The following is a 15,269-nucleotide window of genomic DNA, read 5'->3' as shown; positions in this document are numbered from 1 at the left end:
ACCTGGCAGGATGGGCACGTGACTGACGCCGACCGACCGCTGCCCACGCCCGCCCTCTCAGCGCTCGCGCGCGCCTGCGGGGTCTCGGTCGACTACACGGCGTGGAACGGCTACCGCGTGCCGTGCTCGCCCGCAGCGATCCGCGCGGCGCTTGCGTCCATGGGGGTCGACGCGCGCGACGACGACACGTGCGAGCGTTCGCTCGCGGATCTCGAGGACCTGCCGTGGCGGCGCATGGTGCCGCCCATCACCGTAGTGATCGAGGGTCAGAGCGTGCAGGTCCCGGTGCACGTGCCCCATGGCGAGCCCGTGACTGCCAGCCTCGTCCTCGAGAGCGGCGAGGCCCGCGAGGTCGCGCAGCTCGACGTCTACACCCCGCCCCGACGGATCGACCACCGCGACGTGGGCCGCGCGACCGTGCAGATTCCCGCTGACCTGCCGCTCGGGTGGCACCGGCTTCACGCGGGCACCACGGGCAAGCGCGCCCGTGGCTGGGTCGTGGTCACCCCCGAGCGCATCTCCGTTCCCGACCAGATCCGACGCGATCGGCCGTGGGGTCTCGCGGCCCAGCTGTACTCGGTGCGCTCCGAGCGCTCCTGGGGCATCGGCGACTTCGCCGACCTGGGCGACCTGTGCGCGCTCGCGGCCATCCGCGAGGGCGCCGACTTCATGCTCATCAACCCGCTGCACGCCAGCGAGCCGGTGCCACCGATGGAGCCGTCCCCGTACCTGCCCACGTCGCGCCGATTCCTGAACCCCCTCTACATCCGCATCGAGGACATCCCCGAGGTGGCGTACGTGCCGTCGCAGCAGCGCGCCGTCATCGAGTGGGAGTCCGAGCGGCCGCGCCGCGCCAACACCGAGGTGGACCTGTTGGACCGCGACGCGTCGTGGCGTGCCAAGGCTCCGGCACTCGAGAAGGTGTTCGAGGCGCCGCGGTCGGCGGCCCGTCAGGCCCGCTTCGAGGCCTTCTGCCTGCGCGAGGGCGCCGCCCTGGAGGAGTTCGCCACCTGGTGCGCGATCTCCGAGGCGCACAAGGGACTGCCGTGGCCGGAGGAGTTCTCGAACCCCCGTTCGCCAGCCATCGAGGCGTGGCGCGAGGAGAACAGCGAGCGCGTGCTGTTCTACGCGTGGCTGCAGTGGGTCGCCGACGAGCAGCTGGCGCGCGCGCAGGCCGATGCGGTCGAGGCCGGCATGTCGATCGGCATCATGACGGACCTCGCGGTGGGCGTGCACCCGCACGGCGCCGACTCCTGGTCGCTGGGCCGCGTGCTCGCGACGGGCATGAACGTGGGAGCCCCGCCGGACATGTACAACCAGCACGGCCAGAACTGGTCGCAGCCGCCGTGGCAGCCGCGCGCCCTCGAGGCCGCCGCATACCTGCCGTTCCGCGACGTGGTGCGGGCCGCCGTGCGTCACGCCGGGGCGCTGCGCGTCGACCACATCCTGGGGCTGTTCCGCCAGTGGTGGATCCCGGACGGCCACGGTCCCGATGACGGCGTGTACATCCAGTTCGACCACGATGCGATGATCGGCATCCTCGCTCTCGAGGCGCACCGTGCGGGCACCATCGTGATCGGCGAGGACCTCGGCACGCTCGAGCCGTGGGTCTCCGACTACCTCAACCACCGGGGCCTGCTCGGCACCGTCGTGGCGCTGTTCGAGAAGCAGTCGGACGGCTCGCCCACGCCACCGGAGCGCTACCGGGCCGATGCGCTGGTCTCCGTCACCGTCCACGACCTTCCGCCCACGGCGGCGTTCCTTGCGGGCGAGCACATCGAGGTGCGGCGTCGGCTCGGTCTTCTGGCCGGCGACGCCGGCGCCGAGAAGGCAGAGTCCGATCGCCAGCGCGACTCGCTCGTCGCGTACCTCCGCGAGCGCGACTGGATGATCGAGGACTGGAACGAGGACGACCTCGTCGCCGGCGTCCACACGCTCGCCATGCACTCGCCCGCGCTCCTCACGGCCGTGTCCCTGGCCGATGCCGTGGGGGAGCGGCGCTCGCAGAACCACCCCGGCACGCACACCGAGTACCCCAATTGGCAGGTGCCGCTGGCGGACTCGAATGGCCAGGCCGTGCTGCTCGACGACCTGTTCGACCACCCCCGGCTGCAGCGGCTGCTGGAGGCCGTGCGGAGCGCTCGGCGCTAGAGGCTGGGGCGCGTCGCCGGCCGCGCACGGGCCCCGGCACGCGGGGGGGACCTTGGGCCCAGGCATCCCTCCATTCGGCCCCTAGGTTCGCAGTGGCGCCCCTTCAGGGCCTCACGGGTCCCGGATCCCGCGCACTGCAGAACGCAAGGACGCGTGAACCATGGCCAACACCACCCGCGGCATCATCGACCGCACCATGTTGCCTCTGCCCAAAGTGAGGCCGAGCACTCAAGTGTGGATCGGGCTCGCGGTGCTCGTCGCGGCGTTCGCGATCGGCCTGCCGCTCGCCGACAGCGCCAGCCAGTTCACCCTCTTCATGATCACCGGCCTCGCGCTGGGGTACATCCTGACGCGCTCCCGCTTCGGCTATGCCGGTGGCGTGAAGCGCATCTGGATGACGGGAGAAGGCAGCCTCACGAAGGCCCTCGTCATCACCTTCGCTCTCGCATCGGTGTTCGCGGCAGGGATCCATTGGGCCGCTGCTGAGGGAGGCGCGGTTGCCGCGTCCGTCGCGGCGGAGGGCGACGCTGTCATCCCCGGCACCCAGAACGTCGGCTTCATCGGCCTGGGCCTCGTCGTCGGCGGCCTGCTGTTCGGCGCCGGGATGATCATGGCGGGCGGCTGTGCCTCCGGAACGCTGTCTGACTTCGGCGAAGGTGCCGTGCGCGTCGTGTTCTCACTCCCCATGTTCATCGTCGGCTCCGTGATCGGAGTGTGGATGACGTTCGAGTTCGAGAAGTCGTCGCTCGGCACCTGGGGCACACGGATCTACCTGCCCGATTCCTTGGGCTACCTCGGCGCGGTCGCGCTCACGCTGGCCGGCCTGCTGGCCATCTACGGGCTCACCCGCTGGTACGAGCAGCGGCGCAAGTCGCAGGGGCTCTATGCGGTCGAGGAGTGGAGCGCGGACGAGAAAGAGCTCCCCGAGCAACCCGCCGACGAGCCCTACAAGTTCTTCAGCGCCCGCACGTTCCACACGCTGATCCGCACGCGGTGGAGCTTCGTCACCGGTGGCGTGCTGCTGGCGTTCATGTTCCTGTTCATCCTGGTCACCACCAAGAAGAGCTGGGGCGTCACGGGCGTCTTCGCCGAGTGGGGCATCTGGGCGCTCAACCTCGTGGGCATCGACCTCACTCACCCCGCGTTCGCGAAGGCCAACGAGGCCGTTGACGCCGGCATCATCAACTCCGGGGTGGGGGTGCGCAACGTGGGCATCATCCTCGGGGCGGCCGTGGCGCTGCTCCTCGCGAGCCGCTTCGCCTGGAACCGGCGCTTCAACGTGCGCGACGTCAGCATCTACATGCTCGGCGGACTGCTGATGGGCATCGGTGCGCGTCTCGCTCACGGCTGCAACATCGGTGCGCTGTACTCGGGCATCGGCAACCTGTCGCTCTCAGGCTGGATCTTCGGCATCGCCCTGTGGGCAGGTGCGCTCGGCGCCCTGAAGTACTTCGCGGGCAAGGTCAACATCATCGACAGGAATCCGTACAAGCTGCCCAAGAACTTCGTGTAGCCGCGCTCGAGACGACAAGAAAGGCCATCATGCCCAAGAAGATCATCGTCGTCGGAGGAGTGGCGGGCGGAATGTCGGTCGCCGCCCGTTGCCGCCGTCTGGACGAGAGCGCCGAGATCCTGGTGCTGGATCGCGGCCGGGACGTCTCATTCTCGAACTGCGCGCTGCCGTTCCACCTGTCCGGCATCGTTCCCGACTCAGACTCCCTGGTGCTGTCCACTCCGGCGATCTTCGCCGCGCGGTACAACATCGAGGCGCGCGTCCGCAACGAGGTGACGAGCATCGATCGCGTGGCGAAGACCATCGCGGTGACCAACCTTGACTCCGGGGACTCCTACCACGAGGCCTACGACGTCCTCGTGCTGTCGCCTGGAGCAGTGCCGCTGCGCCCGACGATTCCCGGCGCTGACGCGCCGCACGTCTTCACCGTGCGCGACGTGGTGGACATCGACCGTCTGAAGAAGCACATCGACCAGCCGCATGTCACGGACGTCGTGGTGGTCGGCGGCGGGTACATCGGGCTCGAGGTGACCGAGAATCTGGTCCTGGCGGGCAAGAAGGTCACCATGGTCGAGATGCGTGATCGCGTGATGATGCGCCTCGACAGCGACATCGTGCAGCTGCTGCACCGCGAGCTCCACGACCGTGGTGTCCGGCTGGTGCTGAACGATGCGCTGACCAAGGTCGGCGAGGACTCGGTCACCGTGCAGTCCGGAGCCTCCTATGCGGGTCAAGCGGTCGTGATGGCGATCGGCGTGCGCCCTGAGACCACGCTGGCCGTCGAGGCCGGGCTGCAGATCGGCACCACCGGGGGAATCGTCGTCGACGGTCACTACCGCACGAGCGACTCCAGCATCTACGCCGTGGGAGACGCGATCGAGGTCTTCAACCAGTTGACCCACAAGCCCAGCCGTCTCGCGATGGCCGGACCCGCCCAACGCCAGGCGAGGGCCGCAGCGGACCATATCTACGGAATGTCGCAGCGTCAGACGGGCGTCATCGGCTCCGCAGTGGTGCGCGTGTTCGAGCAGACGGCGGCGTCGACCGGGCTCACCGAGGATGAGTGTCGTGCCGAGAACATGTCGTTCGACAAGGTGTACATCATCGGTGACGACATGGTGGGGCTCATGCCGGACTCCGCAGCGATGCACGTCAAGCTTCTCTTCGAGGTCCCGACGGGTCGCATCCTGGGAGCCCAGGCCGTAGGCCCCGGCAACGTCGACAAGCGCGTCGACGTCATCGCCACCCTCATCATGATGGGAGGCACGCTGGAGGACATGCGCGACCTCGAGCTCTGCTACTCGCCGATGTACTCGACGGCGAAGGATGTGGTCAACAATGCGGCGCTGGTGGGACTCAACATCCTCAACAAGGTGTACAGCCAAGTCACGATCGGGGACGTCAGGCGACTCATCGTCGAGGAGGACGCGACCATCGTCGACGTGCGCGAGCCGCACGAGTACGCCGCGGGGCACATCAAGGGCGCGCTGAACATCCCGCTCAGCGAGTTCCGTGAGCGCCTCGACGAGTTCCCGCGCGACGAGCCCTTCTATGTCCATTGCCGCATCGGCCAGCGCTCCTACAACGTGGTGCGTGCCCTCAACCAGCTGGGCTTCCCCAACGCCGTCAACATCGGCGGGTCGTTCCTGGGGTTCTGCAACCACGAGTACTTCACCGATCAGGTCACCGGCCGCGACTCCCTCATCTCGGAGTACAACTTCAACTAGAGCGAGCGCACGATGACACCACGCCTGTCCCGTATCGACACCATCGCGCTCGTGGTCGGCGCGATCATCGGCTGGGGTTCATTCGTGCTGCCCGGCACCCGGTTCCTGTCGGGCTCGGGCGTGATCGACACCGCGATCGGCTTCGCCATCGGCGGCATCGCCGTGATGTTCATTCAGCGCGGATACCACCACATGTTCGAACGCCACGTGGATCACGGAGGCGAGGCGGCGTACGCCGCACGGTTCCTGGGGCGCGGCCACGGCTTCATCGTGGGCTGGGCGCTGATGCTGACGTACACGAGCATCGTCGCGCTCAACGGAGTCGCGTTCGTGCTGGTCATCAAGCTGGTCGCGGGCGACGCCGTGTCGCAGGTGTATCTGTACACCGTGGCCGGCTACCCGGTGTATCTCACCGATATCGCGATCGCGAGCGCCACGATGGTGTTCTTCGCGTGGTTGAACCTGAGAGGGCTCAAGGTCAGCTCACGCACGGAGAACGTGTTGGTCTCCAGCCTGCTGATCAATGTCGCGATCCTGTTCGTGCTCATGCTGGTGCTCGGCGACACTGACCAGTTCGTCGCCACGTACGTGGACGGCTGGCAGATCAACTGGGCACACGTGGCCTCGGTGGTCGCGATCGTGCCGTTCCTGTTCGTCGGGTTCGACGTCATCGCGCAGGTCGCTCGGGACCTTGCGTATCCCCCTCACCGCGCCACCCGGCTGGCCGTCATCGGCATCGTCATCGGGTGCGTCCTCTACGCGGGCATGAACACGCTGACGGCGCTCGCCTTCACGCCCGCGCAGGCCGCCGAGCATGACTGGGCCACCGGCGCGGCGGTCACCGAGTATGTGGGTCCCGTGGGATTCGTGCTGCTGGTCGTGGCACTCGTGGGCGCGGTCCTCGGAGGGATCAGTGCCTTCACGCTCGCCGCGAGCAGTCTTATCGCGTCGCTTGCGTCCAACCGGTTCCTGCCGTTGTCGCTGGCCCACACCGATGATCGTCACGTATTGAACAGGGCCGTGCTCCTGATCCTGGGGGTGAGCCTGATCGCGCCGTGGGCGGGGCGCGAGGCGGTTAACTATATCGTCGACATGTCATCGCTGCTCGCCGCGATCGCGTACGCGTACACGTGCTTCATCAGCATCCGGATCGGGAACGTGACGCTCGAACGGGTCTACGCTGCGGTCGGTCTGGCGTGCTCAGTCGGGTTCATCGCGTTGCTGCTGTGGCCGGGATCACCCGGTCAGCTCAGCGGTCCCGCGATGGGCGCGCTGGTGGTGTGGGCGGCCATGGGCCTGGTGGTCTTTGCGCGCGGTCGGCATCACCCTGATGCCCCCGAGATCGGTGAGCGGCTGTGGGTGGCCCCGCAGGGTGCCTCTTCCCTCGCGGCCGTCGTCACCGAGTAGCGCGCCAGGCCCGCCGGCCCGTCCTCACTCCGCCGCGGTCTCCTGCGCGCGCAGTGCTCGCCGCACCTCGTCGGTCCCTTCGGTGACCACTTTGCGCAGCACCGACGGCGCGTCCGCGTGCGTGGCGAGCCACTCGTCGAGGGTGGTGTCGAGCCCCTCGATCCGGCCTGCCGCGAACGCCGGGAACACGTACGCGGCCACTCGCTTGCCCACGAATCCTTCGTTCTGCGCGTAGTACTCGGTGAGCTCATCGAGGATGGTGGGGACGAGCGAGAGCAGCAGATCCGGGTCCGCGGCCCGGACCAGGCCAAGCGCCACCTCGTACTGGACGGCGTTCGCGACCGGCGCGTCCGGGCGCACCAGCATCTCCCACGCCTCCCGCTTGGCCTCCGGAGTGGCGTGCGCGGCCTTCACGCCGGCGGCGCGACGCCGACCGATGGCGCCCGGGTCATCGGCGAGCGCAGCGGCGGAACGCTTGTCGACGTCCTCGCCGCAGGCCGCCAGTCCGGCCAACAGCTCCCACCGCAGGTCGGTGTCGATGTCGAGCCCGGTGAGGTGCTCGTCGCCGTCGGCCAGCGCGGCGAGGCGGGCGGCGTGCTCGGACGTGGACGCGAGCCGCGCGAAGCCCTTGAGAGACTGCAGCTGGAGATCCGAGCCGGCAGGGGCATCGGTGAGAACGTCCCACAGGCGCCCTGCCGCATCGGCCGTCTGCGCCGCGGCCGCCGCCGGCGGCACGTAGCGTGACAGCGCGGTCACCACGGTGCGCAGATGCGACTGCGTGGTCTCGGAGTTGGTGATCCCCGGCAGTGCTGTGAGCACCGCGTCGATGTAGGTGGCGGCGGGGAGCTGGGCGTCGCGGACCATGTGCCACAGCGCGTCCAGCACCAGACCCAGCGCCATGGGGTCGCGAAGGTCCGCGATGTGCGCCGTCACCGTCGCGATGGAGGCGTCGTCGAGCACGATCTTGGCGTACGTCAGGTCGCGGTCGTTGACCAGCAGCAGGTCGGGGCGGACCTCGCCCGCCGCGGACAGCACCTCGGTGAGCGAGCCGTCGACGGTGACGTCGGCGGACCACGCCTCGTCGAAGCGGCTCGCGGCGGCATCGTGCACGTATCCTGCGACGCGCACCTGGTGCGGACGGTACATCGGGTAGGCCGCGGGCACGTCCTGCGCGATCCACAGCGCAGTGACCAGCCCGTCGCGCTCCTCGATGACCGGGCGCAGCGTCGACGGTCCGGGAGTCTCGAGCCAGGCTCCCGCCCAGGCGTCGAGGTTGTGGCCGGTGATCTCCTCGAGCTCGTCGAGGAAGTCCGCGAGCGTGGCGTTCCCGTGCGAGTAGCGCGTCAGGTAGGCGTGGACGCCGGCGAAGAACCGGTCCTCGCCCACGAACGCCACCAACTGCTTGAGGGCCGAGGCGCCCTTGGCGTACGTGATCATGTCGAACGCCGAGACCGTCGCCTCGGTGTCGAGGACCTGGGCCACGATCGGGTGCGTGGTCGGAAGCTGATCCTGGACGTACGCGATCGACTTGCGCTCCGCAGTGAAGGTCACCCACGAGTCGGTCCACGGCGTGACCTTGGACGTGGCCCACGCACCCATGAACTCCGCGAACGACTCGTTGAGCCACAGGTCGTCCCACCAGCGCATCGTCACGAGGTTGCCGAACCACTGGTGGCTGAGCTCATGGAGCGTGACGTTGGTGCGGAACTCGCGCATCGCATCGGACGCGCGCGAGCGGAACACCAGGCGATCCTCCGAGAACGTCACGCAGCCCGCGTTCTCCATGGCGCCCAGGTTGTACTCGGGAACGAAGATCTGGTCGTACTTCTCGTACGGGTACGGGACTCCGAAGACGTCTTCGAACAGCGTGAGACCCGCCTGCACGGTGGCGATCATCTCGTCGGCGTCGAGGTGGTCGGCGAGGTTCGCGCGCCCGTAGACACGGGCGGGGATCTCGCCCTTGGTGGAGGTCAGGGTCCCGCCGGCCGATGCGTAGGGTCCGGCCACGACGGCGGCCACGTAGCAGGGGAGCGGCACGGTGGGGGCGAACGTCCAGCGGTTCGCCTCCTCGCCCTCGACGGCGTCGGGCTCAGGCGTGGGGGAGTTGGAGACGACCGTCCACGCGCTGGGGGCGGTCACGGTGAAGGCGAACGTGCCCTTGATGTCGGGCTGGTCGAAGCACGCGAAGGCCCGGCGTGCGTCGTCCGCAGCGAATTGGCTGTAGAGGTAGACGCTGCCGTCTTCGGGGTCCACGAAGCGGTGGATGCCCTGGCCGTCGGTGCGGTAGTCGCAGTCCGCCTCGACCGTCACGGTGGTGGCGCCGTCGAGGTCGACGAGGGCGACGCGTCCGTCGTGGTGTGCCTCGGCGGCGTTGGCGACTCGACCGTTCACCTCGAGGCGACGGACGGCGCCCACGAGGTCGAGGAACGTCGTGGTGCCGGGTTCCGCCTCGAACGTCACCGTCGTGAGGGATCGGAAGGTGTCTCCCGGCGGGGTGAAGTCCAGGTGCACGTCGTAAGCTGCGGAGCCGACTGATCGTGCGCGGGCGATTGCTTCTTCGCGGGTGAGCATGAGGCCAGTTTTTCACGCATCCGCCGTCACCCGCGCCCGACCCCAGGGAGCTGCCGCGTGGAGGCGGGGCGGGGCATGCGAAAGGGCGGCGGCCGACGGGCCGCCGCCCCTTCGCGATTCACTGCTGGGTCGAGCTATTTGTCCTTGGCCTGGTTCTCGAGGGCGCGCCGGACCCCGTCGCGTCCTTCGATCACCAGTCGCTTGAGTGCATCGTGAGCGTCGTCGTTCTCGGCGAGCCACGCATCGGCCTTCTCTTGAAGGCCGTCGTAGCGGCCGGCCAGCTGCACCGGGTACAGGCCCTCGATCAGGCCGGTGGCCATCTCGTTGGTCTTCTCGGAGTAGAGGCGGCGGATCGACGCGAAGTAGTCGTCGACAAACGGCTCGAGCAGCGTGGTGCTGCTGACGTGCATGAACCCTGCGGTGGCGGAGAACTGCAGCGCGTTCGGCATGTCCTTCTCAGCGTTGACCAGCGAGTCCCACGTCTTGCGCTTGCCCTCAGGCGTGGCGATCGCGGCCATGGCATGCGCGGCACGGCGCTGGCCGGAGGCGGTGGCATCCCGGGCCAGCTGCAGCTCGATCGCGTACTCGCCCACGCGCCCGCCGATCGCGAGTCCGATGACGAGGTCCCATGCGAGGTCGGAGTCGATCGGCAGGCCTCCCAGGCTGAGCTTGCCGTCGAGCAGGCCCTGGAGGTTGTCCAGCTGAATGTCGGTGCACGCGAGTGAGGCGAAGGCGCGCACGAACTGAAGCTGATTGTCCGACCCCGGCTCGGACTCGATGGCGAGCAGCCAGAGCGACTCGGCGGCGTTCTCGCACGCCTCCTTGGCGTGGTCCGGGTGCACATACAGCGACAGGGCGGTGTCGAGCTGACGCAGCAGCACCATCACCGTGGTCGACTGGGACTCGTGCGCGATGTTCCTGAGCACGAGGTCGACGAACTGGCGCGCGGGCATCTCGCCGTCGCGGGTCATGTCCCACGCCGCCGTGAGCACCATGGAACGCGCGAGTGGGTCCGAAAAGCTGCTGACGTGCTCCACCGCGGTGGCGAGCGACTGCTCATCGAGCCGCACCTTCGCGTACGCCAGGTCCCCGTCGTTGACGAGAATCAGCGCCGGGCGGTGCTTGCCGACGAGCTCGGGAATCTCGGTGCGTGCACCGCTGATGTCGGTCTCGACGAACATGGTGCGCTCGAGGCGGGTCTCGCCCGACTCGGACACGACGACGTCGTAGCCGCCGACTCCGATGCGGTGCGGCCGCTGCGTGGGCCACTCGCTCGGAACCTCCTGGCGCACGGCGAACACGGCGATGTCATCGTGGGTGTCGACCTCGATCTCCGGGCGCAGCGTGGTGATGCCGGCCTTCTGGAGCCACACCTCGGACCACGCCGCGAGGTCGCGGCCGGACGTGGCCTCGAGCTCGACCAGCAGGTCGCTCAGCGTGGTGTTGGAGTGGTGGTGCTTGCGGAAGTACTCCGCGACGCCAGCGAAGAACTGGTCCTGTCCCACCCATGCGGCGAGCTGCTTGAGCACGGACGCGCCCTTCGCATAGGTGATGCCGTCGAAGTTGACCTCTACGTCCTCCAGGTCCCTGATGTCCGCCATGATCGGGTGCGTTGACGGCAGCTGGTCCTGGCGCGCGGCCCACGTCTTCTCGAGCGAGTTGAACGTGACCCAGTTGTCCTTCCACTTGGTGGTCTCGACCGTCGCGACAGTGGAGACGTACTCCGCGAAGGACTCGTTCAGCCACAGGTCGTTCCACCACTTCATGGTGACCAGGTCGCCGAACCACATGTGCGCGAGCTCGTGCAGCACGGTGACGGTGCGCCGCTCGATGCGGGCCTCTGCCGCCTTGGAGCGGAACACGTAGTCCTCGAGGAACGTCACGCAGCCCGCGTTCTCCATCGCCCCGGCGTTGAACTCGGGCACGAAGATCTGGTCGTACTTCTCGAACGGGTAGTCCATCTGGAACTTGTCCTCGTAGAACGTGAAGCCGGCCTGAGCGTCGCCCCGGATCACGTCCGCATCGAGGAACTCCGCCAGCGCGCTGCGGCAGTACACATCCGCGCCGATGGTGCCCTTGCGGGACTCGATGGTGCCCTCGACACGGTGGTACGGACCCGCGACGATCGCGGTCACGTAGCAGGGGAGGCGAGTGGTCTCGGAGAAGTCCCAGCGCGCCTTCGCACGCGACTTCTCGGCGATGACGACCTCGCCGTCGACCGCGGTCTTCGTGCCGGGGTTGTTCGACAGCACGTGCCAGTGCTCGGGTGCGATCACCGAGAAGGTGAAGGCGGCCTTGAGGTCGGGCTGCTCGAACACCGCATAGACGCGGCGGGTGTCGGCGACCTCGAACTGGCTGTAGAGGTAGACCTCGCCGTCCTCGGGGTCCACGAACCGGTGCAGTCCCTCGCCGGTGTTCATGTACTCGCAGTCGGCGACCACGGTGAGCTCGTTGCTCTCCTGAAGGTCCGGCAGTGCGATGCGGCTGTCCGCGAAGTGCTGCTCGGGATCCAGGTCCGCACCGTTGAGCGTGATGCGGTGCACCGTGGGCGCGATCAGGTCGATGAAGGTCGATTCCCCAGGGGTGGCGGAGAAGCGAACGGTCGTCGTCGAGCGGAAAGTGTCCTCGTGGGTGGTGAGGTCAAGCTCGACGGCGTAGGTCTCGGTGGAGATGACGGCGGCGCGGGCCTCGGCCTCTGCGCGCGTGAGGTTCGTACCAGGCATGCCCAGATTCTGTCATGACTGCCCGACATGCGAAGGACGATGGGCCCTAGACCAGATCCGACTCATGAAGAGAGCGACCGAGCAGCTGACCTGCCCGCTCGCCTGTGACGGCCGGCATGAACAGGAAACCCTGGCCGGTCGCGCACCCGAGCTCCTGCAGGAGCGACAGCTGAGCCTCGGTCTCGACGCCGGCCGCGACCACCGAGAGCCCCAGCGCCTTCGCCAGCTTGACCAGGGAGGAGATGAGCTCGGAGCTCTCCTCGGCGCTGGTGAGGGTCTGGATGAACGACCGGTCGATCTTGAACGCCTCCAGCGGGAAGCGGTGGAGGGTCTCGAGGGAGGAGTAGCCCGTGCCGAAGTCGTCGATGTGGAGCTTGAGGCCCGCGTCGTGAAGCCTGCGCATGATGAGCAGCGCCATCTCCGGGCGGCGCATCAGCACGCCTTCGGTGATCTCGAGGGTGAGGAGCTCCGGCGGGAGGTCGTAGCGCTCCAGGGTGCTGAGCACCCGGGTCAGCAGGTTCTGGCTCCAGAACTCCTTGTCCGAGACATTGATGCTGACATTGGCGACCTGCGGCACCCACTCGACCAGTTGGCGGCACACCTCTTCCAGCACCCAGTGGCCCAGCTCGATTATGAGGGAGGTCTCTTCGATGTCGGCGAGGAACTCGCCGGGCTCGATGAGTCCGCGGTCGGGGTGGTTCCATCGCACGAGCGCCTCGAAGCGATCCGTGAGCCCGGTGCTGAGGTTCACGATCGGCTGGTAGTGCACCTCGAACTCGCCCTCCTGCAGGGCTCGCAGCACGTCCTTGGCGAGCTCGGCGCGACGCACAGCGTTGTCGTGCATCGGCGCGTCGAAGTAGGCGACGGTCCCCGGCTCCTCCGACTTGGCGCGGTACATGGCGGCGTCAGCGTCGCGCAGCACGGCGTCGGCGCTCTCGTAGCCGTTCTCGCTGGACGCGATCCCGATGCTCGCTCTGGTGATGACCTCATGACCGTCGAAGACCGGCACGGTGTCGAGCGCGGCCTGCACCCGCGAGGCGGCCTCCATGGCGCTGTCGGCATCGGTGTCGGCGAGCAGCACCACGAACTCGTCGCCTCCGAAGCGCGCCGCCGTGTCCGCTGCGCGACACGTGCGCGACAGTTCGGCCGCCACCCTCTTCAGCACGCGGTCGCCCATCTGATGCCCGAGCGAGTCGTTGATGAGCTTGAAGCCGTCGAGGTCGAGGAACAGGACGGAGTAGGGCGTTCCGTTGCGCGCATGGAGCGCGATGGCCTTGTCGAGGTGCTCGATGAAGAGCTGCCTGTTCGGCAGCCCGGTGAGGGAGTCGAACAGCGCGCTCCTTCGCACCTCTTCCTGTCGACGCTGGGACTCGAGGGCGGCGCACAGCAGCGCTGCCCAGTGCTGATGTGTGTCGCGGACGGCCGTCGGGTCGATCTCGACCACCACGGCGAGCAGCCCCCAGTCCTGCTCCCGAGTGCTCACCGGCACCACCACGCACACCTCACGGGCGGCCGTCGAGGCGCGTGCGATGAGTTCTTCCGGGGGGAAGCGGTCGCTCTGGGTGCCCAGGCCAGTGAGCCCGAGCCCGTCACCCTCACCGTCGTAGTCGCCCACGATCGTCAGCAGGCCCGAGGACGGTCCGTCGTCCCACAGCGCCAGGGCGCCCGCCTTGACGCTGGTGCCCGCGAGCCACGACAGATCGCGAGGGTCGGCGCCGCCCGTGTCGAGCAATCCGGCGTCCACGGCGTACTGCTCGACGATCGCGACGTCCGTCTGCTCCGCCTGGCGAAGGAACGCGCTCGCCTGGGCCTTCCACAGCACGGCGGCGATCCGGGCGGAGACGGGCGATGCGCCGGCGGTCGCGGGCGCGACCCAGGTGCCGGCGTGCTGGGCGTAGTCGCGCATCGCGTCCATGACCCCACGGAGCGTGTCGGGGCGCGACGTGACCGCCTGGAGCGACGCGGTGAACGCCTTGATCTGCGCCGTCGTGGCGTCGTCACCGAGGTTGATCAGGGTGATCGCATCGTTCACGATCGCGTCGATCGCCGCAGTCGCCAGGCCGTCCGCCTCGGAGTCGCCGGTGAGCAGCTCTCTCTCGAGCGCTCCGCGCAGCGCCCGGCGGCGGAGGCGAGGTTGATCCTCCGCAGCCAGATCGGTGCCGGCCTCGCCCCGGCGCTGCGCGTCCGGGTCGCACCCGCAGGACTCCCGTGCCATGAGGATGGCTGACTCGGGGGTGACGGCGGTGGCGGGAACCTGTTCTCCCTGGATCTGGGCCAAGAGCAGCCTGCCCGCCAGCGCGCCCACCTCATCGAAGCGGGGATCCACGCTGGACAGGGCGGGTGAGGTGAAGGTGCCGGCGGCGATGTTGTCGAACGCCACGACGGCGATGTCGTGAGGGACGCGCACGCCCTCATCGGCGAGCGCGCTCATCAGCCCGATCGCGTTGCGGTCGGTGCCGACCACCAGGGCCGTGGGGCGACGAGGCGCAGCGAGCACTTGAGGCGCCGCCACCGTGCCGCCGACCTCACCGTTCGAGGGCGTCGCGAAGACCAGTTCGGGGTCAGCCGGGAGGCCCTGGGCGCCGAGCGCCTCTCGGTAGGCGTCGAAGCGGTCGCGGATGTCGCGCTGCGCGAGATTGCCGACGAAGCCGATCCTGGTGTGACCGTGCTCGACGAGGTGCTCCACCGCTGCGATGATCCCGTGCCGGTTGTCCGGCCGGACCACCGGCGCTTCGAGATCCCCCATCTGCGTGCTCGACAGCAGGACGACGGGCTTGCCCGCCGCGTGCGCGCGCGCCAGGTGGTCAGCACCCGCGGCGGTGGTGATCGAGATCAGACCGTCCACCTCGGCCCAGGCGACCGGGATCGAGAAGTCTCCCGGTTCACCTGCCTCGTCTCGTGGCGAGTGCTCCTGGCGGGTCTCGACGACGATGAGGCGGCCATCGGCAGCGACGATCTCCCTGGCCAGGCCAGGGATGAGGCTGCCGAAGAAGTCTCCGCCGAGGCTGGGCGTGAGCACCAGGGCGGTCAGTGGGCGAGTCATGCTCCACCGTCGTCATCGCGTGACTGGCCGTGCATGTCGCCCCTTCGTTGTGGCGGGTAAACGCATCGCGCTCGGGATCGCCGCGCGCGCCTGCAGGGATCCGACTTCTTGGATCCCTCAATCTCAGATTAGTC

7 protein-coding genes are annotated in these 15,269 nt (G+C 68.4%); 4 read left to right on the top strand and 3 right to left on the bottom strand.

Going from position 1 to position 15,269, the window contains the following annotated elements; translation table 11 throughout:
- Positions 1-18: 18 nt before the first annotated feature.
- From malQ to QQX02_RS02530, 4 genes are all read left to right on the top strand, one after another.
- Positions 19-2,151 (top strand): 4-alpha-glucanotransferase, encoded by a 2,133-nt coding sequence (malQ, locus tag QQX02_RS02545; protein WP_301141020.1) that lies wholly within the window; start codon positions 19-21, stop codon positions 2,149-2,151.
- Between the two features lie 160 nt (positions 2,152-2,311).
- Entirely contained in the window at positions 2,312-3,664 is a 1,353-nt protein-coding gene (locus QQX02_RS02540) for a YeeE/YedE family protein (RefSeq protein WP_301141019.1), read from the top strand.
- A 29-nt stretch (positions 3,665-3,693) separates the two neighbouring features.
- Complete coding sequence (locus QQX02_RS02535; protein WP_301141018.1) at positions 3,694-5,391, top strand: FAD-dependent oxidoreductase; 1,698 nt, start codon at positions 3,694-3,696, stop codon at positions 5,389-5,391.
- A 12-nt stretch (positions 5,392-5,403) separates the two neighbouring features.
- Entirely contained in the window at positions 5,404-6,798 is a 1,395-nt protein-coding gene (locus QQX02_RS02530; protein ID WP_301141016.1) for an APC family permease, read from the top strand.
- Positions 6,799-6,822: 24 nt separating this feature from the next.
- On the opposite strand, the gene pepN (QQX02_RS02525) is transcribed toward QQX02_RS02530, so the two are convergent.
- The 3 genes from pepN (QQX02_RS02525) to QQX02_RS02515 form a co-directional block, all read right to left on the bottom strand.
- A complete protein-coding gene (gene pepN, locus QQX02_RS02525) occupies positions 6,823-9,369 on the bottom strand; it encodes an aminopeptidase N (protein WP_301141014.1) in 2,547 nt (848 codons plus the stop codon).
- Between the two features lie 134 nt (positions 9,370-9,503).
- Positions 9,504-12,092: an aminopeptidase N gene (pepN, locus tag QQX02_RS02520; RefSeq protein WP_301141013.1), complete on the bottom strand. Its 2,589-nt coding sequence runs from the start codon at positions 12,090-12,092 to the stop codon at positions 9,504-9,506.
- A gap of 46 nt (positions 12,093-12,138) precedes the next feature.
- Positions 12,139-15,135, bottom strand: a complete 2,997-nt coding sequence (locus QQX02_RS02515) for an EAL domain-containing protein (protein WP_301141011.1) — start codon at positions 15,133-15,135, stop codon at positions 12,139-12,141.
- Between the last annotated feature and the right edge of the window lie 134 nt (positions 15,136-15,269).

It is taken from the genome of Demequina muriae (genome assembly GCF_030418295.1).
GTDB classification, from domain to species: Bacteria; Actinomycetota; Actinomycetes; order Actinomycetales; family Demequinaceae; genus Demequina; species Demequina muriae.
Note: the sequence above shows the minus strand (reverse complement) of the source record. Positions and strands in the feature narration are given on the sequence as shown.

Excerpts from the sequence above, each read along its gene's own strand:
- QQX02_RS02530 (WP_301141016.1), top strand. The coding sequence starts at position 5,404 with ATGACACCACGCCTGTCCCGTATCGACACCATCGCGCTCGTGGTCGGC.
- QQX02_RS02535 (WP_301141018.1), top strand. The coding sequence starts at position 3,694 with ATGCCCAAGAAGATCATCGTCGTCGGAGGAGTGGCGGGCGGAATGTCG.
- QQX02_RS02515 (WP_301141011.1), bottom strand. The coding sequence starts at position 15,135 with ATGACTCGCCCACTGACCGCCCTGGTGCTCACGCCCAGCCTCGGCGGA.
- pepN (WP_301141013.1), bottom strand. The coding sequence starts at position 12,092 with ATGCCTGGTACGAACCTCACGCGCGCAGAGGCCGAGGCCCGCGCCGCC.
- QQX02_RS02540 (WP_301141019.1), top strand. The coding sequence starts at position 2,312 with ATGGCCAACACCACCCGCGGCATCATCGACCGCACCATGTTGCCTCTG.
- pepN (WP_301141014.1), bottom strand. The coding sequence starts at position 9,369 with ATGCTCACCCGCGAAGAAGCAATCGCCCGCGCACGATCAGTCGGCTCC.